At 60.6% G+C, this 18168-nt stretch carries 11 protein-coding genes and 1 riboswitch; of the genes, 9 read left to right on the top strand and 2 right to left on the bottom strand.

The window, feature by feature from the left end:
* Positions 1-2: 2 nt before the first annotated feature.
* A complete protein-coding gene (locus AC3ITA_RS22280; RefSeq protein WP_489278374.1) occupies positions 3-5033 on the bottom strand; it encodes a dermonecrotic toxin domain-containing protein in 5031 nt (1676 codons plus the stop codon).
* Between the two features lie 309 nt (positions 5034-5342).
* On the opposite strand from AC3ITA_RS22280, the gene AC3ITA_RS22275 reads away from it, so the two are divergent.
* The 7 genes from AC3ITA_RS22275 to astE all read left to right on the top strand — a co-directional run bounded on the left by AC3ITA_RS22275 (position 5343) and on the right by astE (position 13232).
* A complete protein-coding gene (locus tag AC3ITA_RS22275; RefSeq protein ID WP_095944564.1) occupies positions 5343-6563 on the top strand; it encodes an aspartate aminotransferase family protein in 1221 nt (406 codons plus the stop codon).
* Positions 6564-6758: 195 nt separating this feature from the next.
* Positions 6759-7778: an arginine/ornithine succinyltransferase subunit alpha gene (aruF, locus tag AC3ITA_RS22270; protein ID WP_046042322.1), complete on the top strand. Its 1020-nt coding sequence runs from the start codon at positions 6759-6761 to the stop codon at positions 7776-7778.
* 79 nt (positions 7779-7857) lie between these two features.
* On the top strand, positions 7858-8883 hold the full coding sequence (astA, locus tag AC3ITA_RS22265; protein WP_008049558.1) for an arginine N-succinyltransferase: 1026 nt from the start codon (positions 7858-7860) through the stop codon (positions 8881-8883).
* The gene (gene astD, locus AC3ITA_RS22260; protein WP_489280816.1) at positions 8880-10349 is read left to right on the top strand and encodes a succinylglutamate-semialdehyde dehydrogenase; all 1470 of its coding nucleotides are present in this window, start codon (positions 8880-8882) and stop codon (positions 10347-10349) included. Before astA ends, astD begins: the two co-directional genes overlap by 4 nt.
* Positions 10350-10510: 161 nt before the next feature.
* Positions 10511-11857, top strand: coding sequence for an N-succinylarginine dihydrolase (gene astB, locus AC3ITA_RS22255; protein WP_095944566.1), 1347 nt, complete (start codon positions 10511-10513; stop codon positions 11855-11857).
* 61 nt (positions 11858-11918) lie between these two features.
* On the top strand, positions 11919-12209 hold the full coding sequence (locus tag AC3ITA_RS22250) for a hypothetical protein (protein ID WP_045057447.1): 291 nt from the start codon (positions 11919-11921) through the stop codon (positions 12207-12209).
* A 12-nt stretch (positions 12210-12221) separates the two neighbouring features.
* Positions 12222-13232 (top strand): succinylglutamate desuccinylase, encoded by a 1011-nt coding sequence (gene astE, locus AC3ITA_RS22245; protein ID WP_095944567.1) that lies wholly within the window; start codon positions 12222-12224, stop codon positions 13230-13232.
* Positions 13233-13352: 120 nt separating this feature from the next.
* Here the strand turns inward: astE and AC3ITA_RS22240 are convergent, their stop codons facing one another.
* Positions 13353-13862 (bottom strand): 6,7-dimethyl-8-ribityllumazine synthase, encoded by a 510-nt coding sequence (locus AC3ITA_RS22240; RefSeq protein ID WP_095944568.1) that lies wholly within the window; start codon positions 13860-13862, stop codon positions 13353-13355.
* A gap of 103 nt (positions 13863-13965) precedes the next feature.
* Positions 13966-14136, bottom strand: a riboswitch (FMN riboswitch).
* A gap of 197 nt (positions 14137-14333) precedes the next feature.
* On the opposite strand from AC3ITA_RS22240, the gene ltaE reads away from it, so the two are divergent.
* Together ltaE and alaS are read left to right on the top strand one after the other, a co-directional pair.
* Complete coding sequence (ltaE, locus tag AC3ITA_RS22235) at positions 14334-15338, top strand: low-specificity L-threonine aldolase (protein WP_489278373.1); 1005 nt, start codon at positions 14334-14336, stop codon at positions 15336-15338.
* Between the two features lie 146 nt (positions 15339-15484).
* Entirely contained in the window at positions 15485-18106 is a 2622-nt protein-coding gene (gene alaS, locus AC3ITA_RS22230; protein WP_489278372.1) for an alanine--tRNA ligase, read from the top strand.
* The last annotated feature ends 62 nt before the right edge of the window (positions 18107-18168 follow it).

The raw sequence follows: 18168 nt of genomic DNA, 5'->3' as shown, positions 1-18168 counted from the left end.
GATCAATCTTCCGGTTCGGACGCCTCGGAAGTCGACATCTCCAATTCTGCCCGTTCGATCACTTCCTGAACTCCGAAGTCGACGCTGGTCAGCCTGAAATACTCGAGCAGGATTTGCAGGCTTTCTTCAGAGAACGGATTACCCCGCAGGCTGATGCTTTCGGCGACCTCCAGCGGCAGTTCGAGGAGGTCGGCGGGTATCTGGCTGATCGCGTTGTCGCTCAGGTCCACGGATTCCAGGCTCTTGAGTTGCAACAGTCCGGCGGGTAGTTCGGTGAGCCCGCAGTTGTCCAGTTGCAGGGTCGCCAGGTCTGTCATCTGGCTGATATCCGGAGCCAGTCCCAGCGGATTGTTTCTCAAGTCGATGAATTCCAGGCGGGCCATCTCCGCCAGGTTCAGGGCCGACTGCGGGGTCAGGGTGACGTTGCAGTCCAGGAGATTGAGCGACTTCAAATCGCTCATCCGGAAAATCGCCTCCGGGATATCGCCCAGCCTGAAGTCGTTGATAACGAGGGTCTTGAGTTTGGGGAAGCTCTCCAGGAACCCCGTGACACCTGTGGTCAGGCCGCTCTCGCTGCTCAGGTAAACCATGGAAACATGGCTGAAATCTGCGCTAAGTATCGGCAGGCTACCGGTAATCCGCGTCTCCAGACTCAGGTCATAAGTAGTCGCTTGCAGCGTATCGTTGAAATCATCCGGATCGGTTTCCCGGCGCCAGCAGCGTAGTACGGACTCTCTGAATGCGTCCCGCGTCGAATGTTCGATCAGCAGTTGCTGGGCAGTGAACGGTTGATTGCTGTGAGGGTGGACGGCTGGAATATTGCCGGTCCAGGCTGACAGGTCGTTTTCAAGGGTGGTGAGTTCGGCTTCCAGGCGGGTCAATGTGATTCGCCCCTCGTCCAGTGTGCCGGGTAACAGGAACACGAATTTGCTGGCAACCTCACGGTCCAGCATGGGGTACAGCGCTTGCACGCGGTGGATGTCTCCTTCTTCGGCGTAGATACCGAAGTCCTGACGGGTCTGCTGGAAGTGCTGTTTGTGGCGTTCACGGGTTGCGCTTGAAAGTGGATTGTTGCCCAGGTTGATATCTCCCTGGGTGCTGCGCTGCAATGTGAACAGGGTGTCGGGTACCTCCTTGATCTGGTTGTCATGGAGCAGGGCGGTGCGCAGGCGCGGACGAGTCAACAAGTCGCGCGGAAGTTCAGTGATGCCTGTCTGCGATAAATCGATGTAATTCAAATCGGGCATGCTGCCGATATCAGGTGTCAGGCCCAAGGGGTTTTTGAACAAGTTCAGAAAAGTCAACTGATGCAGGCCGGCAAGTGCGGTCTGGCTTTCGGGGCTGAGGGTAATCGCGCAATTGCTCAGAACGAGTTCTTCGAGTTGCAACGAGGAAACGGTGTCGGGCAAGCGGCCAAGGTTGAAATCGCGCAGTTTCAGGATGCGTAAACCTGTAAAACTGCGCAGAAACTCCTGCACGCCTCGCGTGGCACTACTGCCATCCAGGGTCAGCATGGTGACGCCGCTGAATTCGGCGTCCAGTGTCGGCAATTGGCCGATGATCGGTTGGGAAAAGTTGAAGTCGACCGTTTCAAAAGCGGTCTCGGGGAGGGTCCATTGCTGGCGCCAACACTCGGCCAGACGGGTAGTGAATTGACGGCGGACCTGCTGTTGCGCAGCGAATTGCTCGGGCGTGATTCCGATTTGCGTGTCTGGAATGAACAGTGGAATTTGATTGCGCCAGGACGAAAGTGTCTCCAGGAGTTGCGCGTGTTGAGTCATGAGCCGACTCAGCTCTGCTCGCAGCCCGTTGGGGTGTTGCTGCAAGCGTTCGACGAAGGCGTCGAGTTCTTCGGCGGATAGATGGGGAAACAGTGTCTGCGCCCGAGTTTGCAAGGTGGGTGTGTTGCCTGGGATTCGACGATACCCGTCACTGCCACCGAGCAAGCGCATCACCTTTGGGTCGTAGGTGGGTTTGAGGTTGGGGTGTTGAATCAGCAGCGCGCGCAATGCATCACGGTTCAAGGCGTGCTGACGAATCAACTGTTTGAGCCGTTCACCTTCACCGATATGAAGATTCAGGGCGGTACGTTCGCTGTCCGGCATGGCCTGTAGCAGGCAGGTGTAAAGCGAGCCCATGCCGCTGAGTTCTTCGCCATCATGATCGAACGGCTGATACGAGCCTTCTTCATTGAGCACCAGTACTTTGCGGTCGGGCGCTTCGACGCTGCCAAGGCTGTCAATGAGGAGACCCTCATGGGAGTACTGGCGGATTTCCAACCGTAGCTGTCCCGTCCAGCCTGGCAGTTTTTCCAGGGTGTGCAAGGCCAGCCGGTCGGTGTCGAGGTTGTTCTCGGTCGATGGCAAATCAAGCCCCTCGTAGGCGCGTGTCACGCGCACTTGCAAGCGGGCCTCCCGGCTCAGCTCGGCTAATCGAGGGGGGACGGTTGCGTTTTTCAACTGCTGCAGTTCCAGGTCGCTTGCTGTGTCCACAATTGCTTGTGCAACGCTGCGTGGCAGTCCGGGCTCGGCATCCATGACCACTTGTACAGCTGCGCGAGCGCCACCTTCGAGTCTGCGGTAACGCTGGTCGAACAGGCGTTGCCGTTTCTTTTCGGCAAGTTGCGAGAGTATCTGGCGCAACCGCTGCGTCCGGTTTTCCAGGCTCGGGGAGGGGTGGCCGAATTCTTCACCCATCAACGTTCTGGCTTCGCTGTCCGACAGGGTCAGGAGAAAGGTTTTCAGCACGTCGCCATCGGTGAGGCGGGCGGTATCGATTTGCACCACGGGCACATCGCGCGCCGGGCTTTGCCAAAGGGTTTGCGCATTGTCGTCGATCAGTCGCAGGCCTTTGTCTGCTGGCCAGTAGCCGTTTTCATTAAGCAGTTCCAGCTGTGTCACGGGATCCGCCTTGAGGAAATGTTCCGGCTGGTCGCTGCCGATCTGATCGATAAAGGCTTGTATGTCCTGATCGATCCCGAAGCGTACGAGTGTGTCGGCCAATAGCGGCGGCACCTGCCCGGCATTCACGTGCATCTTGCGCAGGACATCTTCGTGGCTGCCGCTGATGTCGAGGATGCGCTCGCGGGTGCTGGCTGGAAACCGCTGCATGTCCGGACCGACACGGTGCAATACGGTGGCCTGGTTCCAGCTCAACGGCTGGTCGAGTTCGGTTTGCCAGGCACCGCTGCCGTTGTGTCGCAGTTGTGGTTTGTAGGCGTCAGGGCGGGTGGGGTGGTCGATGCGGTATTTGCCGGTTAGCGGATCCTTGCTCACGGCGTAGTGTTTGGTTTCCAGGGGCAGCAGGGTTTGGCCTTGATGCGGGTGCAGCCCCAGCTCATCCGGTTTTGCATCCTTGGGTAACACCGCGGGGTGTTCATAGGTGGTCAGGTCGGGCTGCCAGTAGCGGGTGTCGCCATCAGGCCGTTTTACCGAATTGAAGCGGTCGATGAATTCAACGATCTCCCGAGGCAATACCGAGCGAAATTCCCCGGCTGCGATCGCGCCACCTGCGGCAAAGGTTCCCAGTTGCACCACGGACTCCACCACACCCATCAGGTGCCCGAAGGCCTCGCGACTCTGCCCTTCGGCCCAGTCGACCACGCTTTCGAAGGTTTCGTCGAGCAACTGGTAGGCCATGTAGCCCAGCATCAGTTCGCCGAGAAACGGCACGAATGGCAGCGCGACGAACGCGGCGATGTTCAGCAGCGCCGAGGCGATTTCCGTGAAGGAATCCCACAGCGCCCAGCGGGCTTTCTGGTCGACCGTTGCAGTGGACACCGCGATCACCCGCGCATCGTTGAGGATCTTGTCGAGCTTGCTTTGGTAGAGGTGAGTCCACAGTTCTGTTGTGACAGGCGTTGCCACGATCTGCAGATCCGCACGGGGGTTGGGTTGTTCCCGCCAGGTCGGACGAGAATCGCCTGGCTGGACCGGTTGCCAGGTGATCGGGGCAAGCAGGTTGTTCAACTGAGCGAAAAAGTGGCCGCGATCCTCATGGTTAATGAAGCGGCTGAAAAACTGTTGATAGGCGGGGTCGCGAAGGCGCTGGCCCAGTTCCTCGGCGAAGGCTGCGGACGATGGGTATTCCTTGATCGGCTGTTCGGGGTCGCCCGGTATATAAGCCACCACGCGAACCACTTCCCGGGCGCGCTCCAGGTCCGGGGCAAACAGCAGGATGCCGGTCAGGCGCGCGTTGAGGATCGTCAGGTCATGACAGCGCCATGGCTGCCTGTGCAGGCGCAGATGCGGCAGGTTGTCGAGCAGACCGAGAATCAGGCTGTGGGTGTCGTTGCCCAGGTTTTTTTGCATCTGTGCCAGGTGCAATGCAGCGGTGATTGCGGATTTCTGGCTGTCGCGGATTTTTCCTTGCAGGACCGCCGCGACCACCGGGTTGCTGATGCCCAGATTGTCTTCCAGATAGGTTTTATAGCGCTGGCCAATGTCCAGCTCCCGGCACATACCGGTAAATACCGTCACAGGCATTTTTTTCAGGATCTGCGGCAAGGTCAGGAATTGCCCGTCGGAAGACGGTGCTGTGATGTACGTCGAGGCAGGCTCGAAGGCATCGACGCGGGTCTCGGCAGTTTCGAAATTGTGCAGTGCGGCGTCCAGCAGCGATACCGTCCAGATGCGCGCAGCGCCCGACTTCAGTCGTAACCACGGCAGGTGATCAGGTAGGTAGAGGCGCAAAAACGTTTCGCGCACATTCAGATCCAGGCCGAAGCGGCGCTTGATTTCGGCCTTGAGCAGCGGTTCGGCGAAATCCGCGGGGTTTTGCAGGTTGGCCAGCGCCTTGTCGACCTGGTTCTGGCTGGCGACCTGTCGGGCGATCAGCCTGGTGAGTTCCGTGTGGTGATGTTTCGACGCAGTCTTTAGTCCGGCGGGCAGAGCGGGGGTGATGTTGCGTAGCGCCTTGCGTCTGTGGGGGGCCGCCTGGCGGAGCCAGGAGGGGATGACATTCTGCAGGTGCTGGAAGTGAGCGTCGGGTCTGAAAGCGTCGGAGGCAACAGTGGCAGTAGATTCGGTAGTCATGGGGGCAGTGGCCGTTGGCTTTGAAAGACCACTAGGAAAACCCGCGAATCTGGACGCTGTGCGGTACATATTTACCGCACTCCGACCATTGCCATGGGTTACAACGCAGCAAGCCTGCCTCAAACGCCCGTCGCCAGTTAAACTGCGCCTTTGCGACCCTATATGTCGCATTGCCGTAAACCCGGGAAAATCCGGGGTTTGCGCTATAAGAAGTTGTCGCTTGGCGGCAAGGCCGGGCTGAAAACTGTCCTTACAATCCTCACCAAGCTCGCCAGTTTCAGGCGAGTGTTTTCTCTTCAGGAGACTCCGATGTCCGTTGAGCACGCTGCGGTACAACGCGCCGATTTCGATCAGGTAATGGTTCCCAACTATGCGCCTGCCGCATTCATTCCTGTGCGTGGCGCCGGTTCCCGCGTTTGGGACCAGTCCGGCCGCGAGCTGATCGACTTCGCCGGCGGGATTGCCGTCAACGTATTGGGTCACGCGCATCCGGCGCTGGTCGGTGCCTTGACCGAGCAGGCGAACAAGCTGTGGCACGTGTCCAACGTGTTCACCAATGAGCCGGCCCTGCGCCTGGCGCATAAACTGGTCGACGCCACCTTTGCCGACCGCGCCTTCTTCTGCAACTCCGGCGCCGAAGCCAACGAGGCCGCTTTCAAGTTGGCCCGTCGCGTCGGCTTCGACCGTTTCGGCAGCGAGAAGTACGAAATCATTGCGGCGCTCAACAGTTTCCACGGCCGTACCCTGTTCACCGTGAACGTCGGCGGTCAGTCGAAGTACTCCGACGGTTTCGGTCCGAAAATCACCGGCATCACCCATGTGCCGTACAACGATCTGGCTGCACTGAAAGCTGCCATTTCCGACAAGACTTGCGCTGTGGTGCTGGAACCGATCCAGGGCGAAAGCGGTGTGATCCCGGCTGAACTCGAATACCTGCAAGGTGCCCGCGAGCTTTGCACCGCGCACAACGCGCTGCTGATTTTCGACGAAGTGCAAACCGGCATGGGCCGTACCGGCCATCTGTTCGCCTACCAGCATTACGGCGTGATCCCGGACATCCTGACCAGCGCCAAGAGCCTGGGCGGCGGTTTCCCGATAGCGGCGATGCTGACCACCGAAGACCTGGCCAAGCACCTGGTCGTCGGCACCCACGGCACCACTTACGGCGGCAACCCGCTGGCGTGCGCTGTCGCGGAAGCTGTGATCGACGTGATCAACACCCCTGAAGTGCTGGCCGGCGTCAACGCCAAGCACGACAAGTTCAAGGCCCGCCTTGAGCAGATCGGCGAGAAGTACGGGCTGTTCACCAAGGTCCGCGGCATGGGCCTGTTGATCGGTTGCGTGCTGAGCGATGCCTGGAAAGGCAAGGCCAAGGACATCTTCAATGCCGCTGAGCAAGAAGGCCTGATGGTCCTGCAAGCCGGCCCGGACGTGGTGCGTTTCGCCCCGAGCCTGGTGGTGGAAGACGCCGATATCGATGCCGGTCTGGACCGATTCGAACGTGCCGCGGCAAAACTGACGCAAGCCTGATAGACCCTTCGACGCCTGCAAGTCAGGCGTCGAACCGAATTTTTTATGCCGGCCCCGCTTTTCTGTAGGAGCGAGCCTGCTCGCGATGGTGTGTCAGGCGACATCATTGTTGCTGATCCACCATCGCGAGCAGGCTCGCTCCTACAAGGGGCCGGCTTATTTTCCTCAAAAGAGTTAAGAGAAAGGAGTGACACCATGCTGGTGATGCGCCCCGCGCAAATGGCTGATCTGGGCGAGGTACAGCGTCTGGCTGCGGACAGTCCGATTGGTGTCACTTCCTTGCCGGATGACGTTGAACGCCTGAGCGACAAGATCGCCGCAAGCGAAGCCTCGTTCGCCGCCGAAGTGAGTTTCAACGGTGAAGAAAGCTATTTCTTCGTCCTTGAAGACTCTGCCACCGGCAAGCTGGTCGGTTGCTCGGCCATCGTGGCATCGGCCGGTTACTCCGAGCCGTTCTACAGCTTTCGCAACGAAACCTTCGTGCACGCCTCCCGCGAGCTGAAGATTCACAACAAGATCCACGTGCTCTCCCAGTGCCACGACCTGACCGGCAACAGCTTGCTGACCAGCTTCTATGTGCAGCGCGAGCTGGTGGGTTCGCCGTGGTCGGAGCTCAACTCCCGTGGCCGCTTGTTGTTCGTGGCCAGCCATCCGGAGCGTTTTGCCGATTCCGTGGTGACCGAAATCGTCGGTTACAGCGATGAAAACGGCGACTCGCCATTCTGGGATGCCATCGGTCGCAACTTCTTCGACCTCAACTACGCCGAAGCCGAGCGGCTGTGCGGGCTGAAAAGCCGTACGTTCCTCGCCGAACTGATGCCGCATTACCCGATCTACGTGCCATTGCTGCCGGACTCCGCGCAAGAAGCCATGGGCCAGGTACACCCGCGGGCGCAGATCACCTTCGACATCCTGATGCGCGAAGGCTTCGAGACCGATCACTACATCGACATCTTCGACGGCGGCCCGACCCTGCATGCCCGTGTTTCGGGGATCCGTTCGATCGCCCAGAGCCGTGTGGTGCCGGTGAAGATCGGCGAGCCGGTCAAAGGCGTCGGTCGCCAGTATCTGGTGGCCAATGCCCAGTTGCAGGATTACCGCGCGGTCATGCTCGAACTCGATTACGCACCAGGCAAACCAGTGACCCTGGACCTGGAAGCGGCCGAAGCCCTGGGCGTCGGCGAGGGTGCCAGCGTGCGCCTGGTGGCGGTTTAACGCCTGCCCGGCCTGATTGCTTGTTTAGACAGCAGCGAAGTTTCACGGGTGGCGCAAGCGGCCCGTTTGAGGAGATAGCATGATCGTTCGTCCCGTACGCAGCAGCGATTTACCCGCTCTGATCGACCTGGCCCGCAGCACCGGCACCGGCCTGACCACCTTGCCGGCCAACGAAGAGCGGCTGGCCCATCGGGTCGGCTGGGCCGAGAAGACCTTTCGCGGCGAAGCCGGGCGGGGCGATGCGGACTACCTGTTCGTGCTCGAAGATGACGACGGTCGCGTGGTGGGTATTTCCGCCATCGCCGGCGCCGTCGGCCTGCGTGAGCCCTGGTACAATTTCCGGGTCGGTCTGACGGTCAGCGCTTCGCAAGAGCTGAACATCTATCGCGAAATCCCGACGCTGTTCCTGGCCAACGACCTGACTGGCAACTCCGAGCTGTGCTCGCTGTTCCTGCACGCCGATTACCGCAGCGGCCTCAACGGTCGCATGCTGTCCAAGGCGCGGATGCTGTTCATCGCCGAGTTCCCGCAGCTGTTCGGCAACAAGATCATTGCCGAAATGCGTGGTGTTTCCGACGAGGCCGGGCGTTCGCCGTTCTGGGAAAGCCTGGGTCGGCACTTCTTCAAGATGGAATTCAGCCAGGCCGACTACCTGACCGGCGTGGGCAACAAGGCGTTCATCGCCGAACTGATGCCGAAATTCCCGCTGTACACCTGCTTCCTGTCGCCGGATGCGCGCAACGTGATCGGGCAGGTTCACCCGGACACCGAGCCGGCGCTGGCCATGCTCAAGAGCGAAGGTTTCAGCTACCAGGGTTACGTCGACATTTTCGACGCCGGCCCGGCGATCGAGTGCGAAACCGGCAAGATCCGCGCCGTGCGTGACAGCCAGGCGCTGGTGCTGGCCGTCGGCACGCCGGGTGACGACGCCACGCCATTCATCATCCACAACCGCAAGCGCGAGGACTGCCGTATCACTGCTGCGCCGGCACGTCTGGCCGCCGGCACCCTGGTGGTCGATCCGCAGACCGCCAAACGTCTTCAACTCAACGCTGGCGACCAAGTACGCGCCGTGGCGTTGTCCGCAGCTCGGGAGTCGAAATAATGAAGTCGCTTTACATCGCAGGTGAATGGCTGGCAGGTGGGGGTGAAGCCTTCGAGTCGCTGAACCCGGTGACCCAGCAGGTGCTGTGGTCCGGCGTTGGCGCCACCGCCGCTCAGGTCGAGTCGGCTGTGCAAGCGGCGCGTCAGGCGTTCCCTGGCTGGGCCCGACGCACCCTGGAAGAGCGTATTTCGGTGCTGGAAGCCTTTGCCGCTGCGCTGAAGAATCACGCTGACGAACTGGCTCATACCATCGGCGAAGAAACCGGCAAACCCCTGTGGGAAGCGGCGACCGAAGTCACCAGCATGGTCAACAAGATTGCCATCTCGGTGCAGAGCTACCGCGAGCGTACCGGCGAAAAGAGCGGCCCGCTGGGCGATGCCACCGCTGTGCTGCGCCACAAGCCACACGGTGTGGTGGCGGTATTTGGTCCTTACAACTTCCCGGGTCACCTGCCGAACGGCCACATCGTGCCGGCACTGCTGGCGGGTAACAGCGTACTGTTCAAGCCAAGCGAACTGACACCGAAAGTCGCTGAGCTGACGGTCAAGTGCTGGGTCGAGGCGGGTCTGCCGGCTGGCGTGTTGAACCTGCTGCAAGGCGCTCGTGAAACCGGCATCGCCCTGGCGGCGAACCCGGGTATCGACGGGCTGTTCTTCACCGGCTCCAGCCGCACCGGCAATCACCTGCACCAGCAATTCGCCGGTCGTCCGGACAAGATCCTTGCGCTGGAGATGGGCGGCAACAACCCGCTGGTGGTCGATCAGGTCGCCGACCTCGATGCCGCGGTGTACACCATCATTCAGTCGGCGTTCATCTCCGCCGGCCAGCGTTGCACCTGTGCCCGTCGCTTGCTGGTGCCACAAGGTGCCTGGGGCGACTCGTTGCTGGCGCGCCTGGTGGCGGTCAGCGCGACTATCGAAGTCGGTGCCTTCGATCAGCAACCGGCGCCGTTCATGGGCTCGGTGGTTTCCCTTGGCGCTGCGAAAGCGTTGATGGATGCTCAGGAGCACCTGCTGGCCAATGGCGCCGTGGTGCTGCTGGAAATGACTCAGCCTCAGGCTCAATCGGCCTTGCTGACCCCGGGTATCCTGGACGTGTCTGCCGTTGCCGATCGTCCTGACGAAGAACTGTTCGGCCCGTTGCTGCAGGTGATCCGCTACGCTGATTTTGCAGCGGCGATCGTTGAAGCCAACGACACCGCCTATGGCCTGGCGGCTGGCCTGCTGTCGGACTCCGAGGCGCGTTACCAGCAATTCTGGCTGGAAAGCCGTGCCGGTATCGTCAACTGGAACAAGCAACTGACCGGTGCCGCAAGCAGCGCGCCATTCGGTGGCGTCGGCGCCTCGGGCAACCACCGCGCCAGCGCCTACTACGCGGCGGATTACTGCGCGTACCCGGTGGCCTCGCTGGAAACGCCGAGCCTGGTGATGCCAGCAGCCTTGACGCCTGGCGTGAAAATGGCGTGATGCCCATCGCCAGCAGGCTGGCTCCCACAGGTTCGGTGGTGTTCACACACTCTGTGTACGACACAAACCCTGTAGGAGCCAGCCTGCTGGCGATGGCCGCGCCTCGGTCTCAAATCTAGTTACTGAAGCCTATAACAACAGATTCTCGTGGAGCCTCGCTGATGAAATCCTATGAAGTCAATTTTGACGGTCTAGTGGGGCCGACCCATAACTACGGCGGCCTGTCCTACGGCAACGTCGCGTCCCAGAGCAACAGCCAGCAGTCTTCCAACCCCAAGGAAGCGGCGCTGCAAGGCCTGGCAAAGATGAAAGCGTTGATGGAGATGGGTTTCCAGCAAGGCGTTCTGGCACCGCAAGAGCGCCCGGATGTGGCCGCACTGCGTCGCCTGGGCTTTGGCGGCACCGACGCTCAGGTGATCGAGCGCGCGGCCAAAGACGCGATGCCGCTGCTGGTGGCCAGTTGCTCGGCCTCGAGCATGTGGGTGGCCAACGCCGCCACCGTCAGCCCGAGCGCCGACACCGCTGATGGCCGCGTGCATTTCACCGCCGCCAACCTCAACTGCAAATACCACCGCAGCATCGAACACCCGACCACCAGCCGCGTGCTGGGTGCGATGTTCGCTGACCAGAAACACTTCGCCCACCACGCCGCCTTGCCGGCCGTGGCGCAGTTCGGTGACGAAGGCGCGGCCAACCACACGCGTTTCTGCCGTGAATACGGCGGAGCCGGTGTCGAGTTCTTCGTGTTCGGTCGCAGCGCGTTCGACACCCGCTACCCGGCACCGCAGAAGTACCCGGCGCGCCAGACCCTCGAAGCGTCCCAGGCCGTAGCCCGTTTGCACGGCTTGAGCGATGACGGCGTGGTCTACGCCCAGCAGAACCCGTCGGTGATCGACCAGGGCGTGTTCCACAACGACGTGATCGCCGTGGGTAATGGCGAAGTGCTGTTCTATCACGAGGACGCGTTCCTCGAGACCGAGAAGATGCTCGCTGAATTGCAGAGCAAACTCGCCAAAGTCGGTGGGAAATTTCAGTCTGTCTGTGTTCCGCGTTCCGCTGTCAGCGTGGAAGACGCGGTTCGTTCCTACCTGTTCAATAGCCAGCTGCTGTCGCGTCCTGATGGCTCCATGCTGTTGATCGTGCCGGAAGAATGCCGTGGCAACGAGCGTGTCTGGCAATACCTGCAGGGTTTGACCAGCTCCGGCGGCCTGATCCGCGAAGTGAAAGTCTTCGATCTCAAGCAAAGCATGCAGAACGGCGGTGGCCCGGCTTGCCTGAGGTTGCGCGTCGCGCTCAACGAAACCGAACTGGCGGCGGTCAATCCAGGGGTTATCATGACGGCACCGTTGTACGGCACACTGACCGAATGGGTCGAGAAGCACTACCGCGACCGCATGACCGAAAACGATCTGGCGGACCCGCAATTGCTGCTTGAGTGCCGGACGGCACTGGATGAACTGACGCAAATCCTTAAACTGGGCGCGGTTTATCCATTCCAGATCAATTGATCGACGGCGCGCCGCCCTGTATGGCAGCGCGCTGCTTCATCTCAAACGAGAGCGTAAAGACATGAGCGATACCCTGCAGCTGATCCTTGAAGACACCGACGGCACGCAACTGGAGACTTCCTGCACCCGCGTCGCGGTCATGTGGCAAGGCAAAGAGCTGTGGATCCAGCAGGACGGCCGCGGCCAACTGTTGATCGGCGTGGACGTCGAAGAAGGCGACGCCGAATACGCCAATCTGCTGCTGCGCCCATTGGCGACTAATCTGGTAAGTCTGCAACTGGAGATGGAACCCGCTGACCTCGGTGACGACGAGGAACACGTCCACGGCCCGGACTGCAACCACGATCACTAAGGAAGCCGCTCTATGCTCGCCCTCGGCAAACTGCTTGAACTGACCCTCGCCGGCCGTGAACCGGCGGAGAAGACTCAACTGACTGTCGAAGGCGTGCGCATGCGCTGGTTGAGCGAAGGTGCGCTGGAAGTCCGGCCACCTGAAGCGCGTGACAATGGCCTGGACCTGCTGCTGTCGGCGGGAATCCACGGCAACGAAACAGCGCCGATCGAGTTGCTCGATCGCCTGTTGCACGACATTGCCCGCGGCGACTTGAAGCCGCGCGCACGTATTCTGTTCCTGTTCGGCAACCCGGAAGCGATTCGCAAAGGTGAGCGTTTCGTCGAGCAGGACGTCAATCGGCTGTTCAATGGCCGTCACGAACAAAGCAGCGGTTCCGAAGCCCTGCGCGCCTGTGAGCTGGAGCGTTTGGCTGCCAGCTTCTTCAGCCTGCCGGATCGTCAGCGCCTGCATTACGACCTGCACACGGCGATTCGCGGCTCGAAAATCGAGCAGTTCGCCCTGTATCCGTGGAAGGAAGATCGCCAGCATTCGCGTCAGGAACTGGCGCGCCTGCGTGCTGCCGGCATGGAAGCTGTGTTGTTGCAGAACAAGCCTTCCATCGTGTTCAGCGCCTACACCTACGACAAACTGGGGGCCGAGGCCTTCACTCTGGAGTTGGGCAAGGCACGGCCTTTCGGGCAGAACGACGGGGTCAATGTTTCCCTGCTGGAAAACCGTCTCAAGCAAATCATCGAAGGCACCGAGCCGGAACTGACTGAAGCGGCACTGGACGGTTTGCAGCTGTACAGCGTGGCGCGGGAAATCATCAAGCACAGCGACAGCTTCCGCCTGAACCTGCCGGCGGATATCGAGAACTTTTCGGAACTGGAAGTGGGTTACCTGCTGGCGGAAGACATCGCCAACACCCGCTGGATCATCGAGGAGGAGGGCGCCCGAATCATCTTCCCGAACCCCAGGGTGAAGAATGGTTTGCGTGCCGGCATCCTGGTCGTGCCGACGACCGACGAAAACCTGGCCTGAATTCAGCGTAGAACCCATGTAGGAGCGAGCCTGCTCGCGATAGCGGTGTATCAGTCAGCATAAATGTCGACTGACAGTCCGCCATCGCGAGCAGGCTCGCTCCTACAGGTTTTGCGGTGATTATACGGCTAGCGCACGCGGTTCACTGCGACGCAGCGAACGGATCTTCATCAGCGTATCCGCACAGGTCTTCGCCGCTTCCTGACCTTTGTGCAGGAAATGCTCGAAGAAGAACTTCTGGTGTTCTTCACCGGCATGGAAGTGGTGCGGGGTCAGGGACACCGAGAACACCGGCACTTCGGTTTCCAGTTGCACCTGCATCAGGCCGCTGACCACTGACTGGGCGACGAACTCGTGACGGTAGATGCCGCCGTCCACCACCAAGGCTGCCGCGACGATGCCGGCATAACGACCGGTCCTGGCCAGCAACTTGGCGTGCAGGGGCATTTCAAAGGCGCCGCCGACTTCGAAGAAATCGATGTCGGACTCCTGATAACCCTGGGCAATCATTTCGGCGACGAAGCCTTTACGGCTCTGGTCGACAATATCCTTGTGCCAGCAGGCCTGGATGAACGCTACGCGCTCGCCGTGATGGTGTTTGCTTTTGCTGTCGATTGCGGTGGGTTGCATGTTCTGACTCCTGTTTGTGTGAAAAACAGGGCGTTATGAATCGAAGGGGATCTGAGGGTACGCACGCTCGCACGAATGCTGGCGGACGGCCCTTTGTTGTCAATCCCGTTCTCTCTTCATCCGGACTATGACCGTCGGCCCCGGGATCACACCGGGTCTGCTGACCTTGCCGCCAACCACCGCCGAAGCAGCGTCGTCGCCAAGCGCTCGCGGGCTATGCGCTTTGCGCGCAATTACCGCCGGTGGGGAGTTGCACCCCGCCCTGAGAACGTTTTTGCCGCCCAAATGTTTGGCGGCGCAGCGTTTTTATCACATATTTGCGGTGTGCGCATGGCCCCTTTTGGATGATTGCTATCGAGTATTTCGCTCTATTAGTGAGCATTATCCCAGCCCAAGGGTTGATTAATCGTCGCCATGCCCGCAGTAATTCCTGACTGAAAGGGATTTCCCCTGCTTACTGAGGCCAGATTCATGAGTGTTATCGATCTTCGCAGCGACACCGTCACCCAACCTTGCGCCGGCATGCTCGAGGCAATGACCAAGGCCGCCACCGGCGATGACGTGTATGGCGAAGATCCGACGGTCAATCACCTGGAAGCCGAACTGGCCAGGCGCCTGGGCTTTGCCGCGGCACTGTTCGTGCCGACCGGCACCATGAGCAACCTGCTGGGGTTGATGGCCCATTGCGATCGCGGTGACGAGTACATCGTCGGCCAGCAGGCCCACACTTATAAGTACGAAGGTGGGGGCGCGGCGGTGCTTGGCTCGATCCAGCCGCAGCCGCTGGAAGTGCAGGCCGATGGTTCGTTGGACCTGGCGCAGGTTGCGGCGGCGATCAAGCCGGACGACTTCCATTTCGCCCGCACCCGTTTGCTGGCGCTGGAAAACACCATGCAAGGCAAGGTCCTGCCCCTGGAATACCTGGCCCGGGCCCGAAACTTTACCCGCGAACACGGCTTGCAACTGCACCTGGACGGCGCTCGTTTGTACAACGCGGCAGTGAAACTGGGGGTGGATGCCCGGGAAATCACCCAGTATTTCGATTCCGTCTCGGTGTGCCTGTCCAAAGGCCTGGGCGCACCGGTCGGTTCGGTGCTGTGTGGCTCGGCGGAGCTGATCGGCAAGGCCCGGCGCCTGCGCAAGATGGTCGGTGGCGGCATGCGTCAGGCCGGGATCCTCGCGGCGGCGGGCCTGTATGCGCTGGATAACAACGTTCAGCGCCTGGCCGATGACCATGCCAACGCACAGTGGCTGGCCGAAGGTCTGCGTGGAGCGGGCTTCGAGGTTGAGCCGGTGCAGACCAACATGGTTTACGTGCAGATGGGCGACCAGGCCGAGGCCATCAAGGCCTTTGCCGCCGAGCGGGGGATCAAGCTCAGCGCCGCCGCGCGTCTGCGCATGGTCACGCACATGGACGTCAGTCGTGCGCAAATCGAGCAGGTCGTCGCGACATTCGTCGACTTTTCGCGCAAGTGATAGCGTTAGCACTCCAATTGAGTGTTTCTATCGTATAAACACGCTGTACCCCGCGCGCAGGGCCGATATAATGCGGCCCTTTGCCGTCGCTTCGTCTGTTGACGTTTCGAACAGGCCTTTGGCCGCAGCCTCCGTGGAAGAACCTAATGAAAAGCGCAGAAATCCGTGAAGCCTTCCTTCGCTTCTTCGAAGAGCAAGGCCACACCCGTGTAGCCTCCAGCTCTTTGATTCCGGGCAACGACCCAACCCTGCTGTTCACCAACGCGGGGATGAACCAGTTCAAGGACTGCTTCCTGGGCCAGGAAAAACGCGCGTACACCCGCGCGGTTTCCAGCCAGAAATGCGTGCGCGCCGGCGGCAAGCACAACGACCTGGAAAACGTCGGTTATACCGCTCGTCACCACACCTTCTTCGAAATGCTGGGTAACTTCAGCTTCGGTGATTATTTCAAGCGTGATGCCATCAGCTACGCCTGGAACTTCCTGACTTCCGACAAGTGGTTGAACCTGCCCAAGGAAAAGCTCTGGGTCACCGTCTACGCCAGCGATGACGAGGCGTACGATATCTGGACCAAGGACATCGGGGTTCCGGCCGAGCGCATGGTGCGCATCGGCGACAACAAGGGCGCGCCGTACGCCTCCGACAACTTCTGGACCATGGGCGATACCGGCCCGTGCGGTCCATGCACCGAGATTTTCTATGATCACGGCGCCGACATCTGGGGTGGCCCACCGGGCTCGCCGGAAGAAGACGGCGACCGTTACATCGAAATCTGGAACAACGTGTTCATGCAGTTCAACCGCACCGCCGATGGCGTGCTGCACCCGCTGCCAGCGCCGTCGGTGGATACCGGCATGGGCCTGGAGCGGATCAGTGCCGTGCTGCAGCACGTTCACTCGAACTATGAAATCGACCTGTTCCAGAGCCTGCTGACTGCATCGGCCAAGGCCATCGGCTGCACCAACGACGCCCAGGCTTCGCTGAAAGTCGTGGCTGACCACATCCGTTCCTGCGGTTTCCTGATTGCCGACGGCGTGCTGCCGTCCAACGAAGGTCGCGGCTACGTGCTGCGCCGGATCATCCGTCGCGCCTGCCGTCACGGTAACAAGCTGGGCGCCAAGGGCAGCTTCTTCTACCAGATCGTCGCGGCCCTGGTTGCCGAGATGGGCGAGGCGTTCCCGGAGCTGAAATCCCAGCAGGCGCACATCGAGCGCGTGCTGAAGGCCGAAGAAGAGCAATTCGCCAAGACCCTGGAGCAGGGTCTGAAGATCCTCGAGCAGGATCTGGCTGAACTCAAGGGCGACGTGGTGCCGGGCGACGTAGTGTTCAAACTCTACGACACCTACGGTTTCCCGATGGACCTGACCGGCGACATCGCTCGCGAGCGCAGCCTGACCATCGACGAAGAAGGTTTCGAGCGCGAAATGGAAGCCCAGCGCGTCCGTGCCCGTTCCGCCAGTTCCTTCGGCATGGACTACAACAGCCTGGTCAAGGTCGACGTGGCCACCGAGTTCACCGGTTACATCGCTCACAGCGGTTCCGCCAAGATCGTTGGGCTGTATAAAGATGGCCAGTCGGTCGACGTATTGAGCGAAGGCGATGAGGGCGTGATCGTTCTCGACAAGACGCCGTTCTACGCCGAGTCCGGTGGCCAGGTCGGTGATTGCGGTTACCTGCAGGCGGGCAGCGCGCGTTTCGACGTGCGTGACACCACCAAGACCGGCGGTGCATTCCTGCACCACGGTATCCTGGATTCGGGTAGCCTGATCGTCGGTACGCCGGTCGAGACCCACGTTGACGCCGAGGTGCGTCACGCCACGTCGTTGAACCACTCCGCGACTCACTTGCTGCACGCCGCATTGCGCCAGGTGCTGGGCGATCACGTTCAGCAGAAAGGCTCGTTGGTCGACAGTCAGCGCCTGCGCTTCGACTTCAGCCACTTCGAGGCCATCAAGCCTGAACAACTGAAAGCGCTGGAAGACATCGTCAACGCCGAGATTCGCAAGAATTCCGAAGTTGAAACCGAAGAAACCGATATCGAAACCGCCAAGCAGAAAGGCGCCATGGCGCTGTTCGGCGAGAAATACGGCGACAACGTGCGCGTGCTGAGCATGGGCGATTTCTCCGTCGAGCTGTGCGGCGGTATCCACGCCAACCGTACCGGCGACATCGGCTTGCTGAAAATCATCAGCGAAGGCGGTGTGGCGTCGGGTGTGCGTCGTATCGAGGCAGTCACCGGTGCGCAAGCGCTGGCTTACTTGAATGCGGCGGAAGAACAACTCAAGGAAGCGGCCAGCCTGGTCAAGGGCAGCCGCGACAACCTGATCGACAAGCTGTCGGCTGTGCTGGAGCGCAACCGTCTGCTGGAGAAGCAACTCGAGCAGTTGCAAGCCAAGGCTGCCAGTGCCGCGGGCGACGATCTGTCGGCCCAGGCGCTGGACGTCAAGGACGTGAAAGTGCTGGCCGTGCGTCTGGACGGTCAGGATGGCAAGGCGCTGCTGGCGCTGGTTGATCAACTGAAAAACAAACTCGGCCGCGCAGTGATCCTGCTCGGCAGTGTCCATGAGGAAAAGGTCGTTCTGGTTGCAGGCGTAACCAAAGACCTGACTGGCCAACTCAAAGCCGGTGATTTGATGAAGCAAGCCGCTGCGGCAGTGGGCGGGAAGGGTGGTGGTCGTCCAGACATGGCGCAAGGCGGCGGTACCGACGCTGGCGCACTGGATGCGGCCCTGGCCCTGGCCGTTCCGTTTGTAGAGCAGGGTCTATAAGGCAGTGCTTGCGGCCCGCAGTCTAGTGGCGGGCCGCAACGCTGTTTGAGTGATTATTTGGG

Source organism: Pseudomonas sp. GL_090, from assembly GCF_057837765.1.
The sequence above is the reverse complement of the archived record's forward strand: the minus strand, read 5'-3'. Positions and strand labels throughout refer to the sequence as shown.

Excerpts from the sequence above, each read along its gene's own strand:
- astE (WP_095944567.1), top strand. The coding sequence starts at position 12,222 with ATGCTCGCCCTCGGCAAACTGCTTGAACTGACCCTCGCCGGCCGTGAA.
- aruF (WP_046042322.1), top strand. The coding sequence starts at position 6,759 with ATGCTGGTGATGCGCCCCGCGCAAATGGCTGATCTGGGCGAGGTACAG.
- ltaE (WP_489278373.1), top strand. The coding sequence starts at position 14,334 with ATGAGTGTTATCGATCTTCGCAGCGACACCGTCACCCAACCTTGCGCC.
- AC3ITA_RS22275 (WP_095944564.1), top strand. The coding sequence starts at position 5,343 with ATGTCCGTTGAGCACGCTGCGGTACAACGCGCCGATTTCGATCAGGTA.
- AC3ITA_RS22250 (WP_045057447.1), top strand. The coding sequence starts at position 11,919 with ATGAGCGATACCCTGCAGCTGATCCTTGAAGACACCGACGGCACGCAA.
- astB (WP_095944566.1), top strand. The coding sequence starts at position 10,511 with ATGAAATCCTATGAAGTCAATTTTGACGGTCTAGTGGGGCCGACCCAT.
- AC3ITA_RS22240 (WP_095944568.1), bottom strand. The coding sequence starts at position 13,862 with ATGCAACCCACCGCAATCGACAGCAAAAGCAAACACCATCACGGCGAG.
- alaS (WP_489278372.1), top strand. The coding sequence starts at position 15,485 with ATGAAAAGCGCAGAAATCCGTGAAGCCTTCCTTCGCTTCTTCGAAGAG.
- astA (WP_008049558.1), top strand. The coding sequence starts at position 7,858 with ATGATCGTTCGTCCCGTACGCAGCAGCGATTTACCCGCTCTGATCGAC.
- AC3ITA_RS22280 (WP_489278374.1), bottom strand. The coding sequence starts at position 5,033 with ATGACTACCGAATCTACTGCCACTGTTGCCTCCGACGCTTTCAGACCC.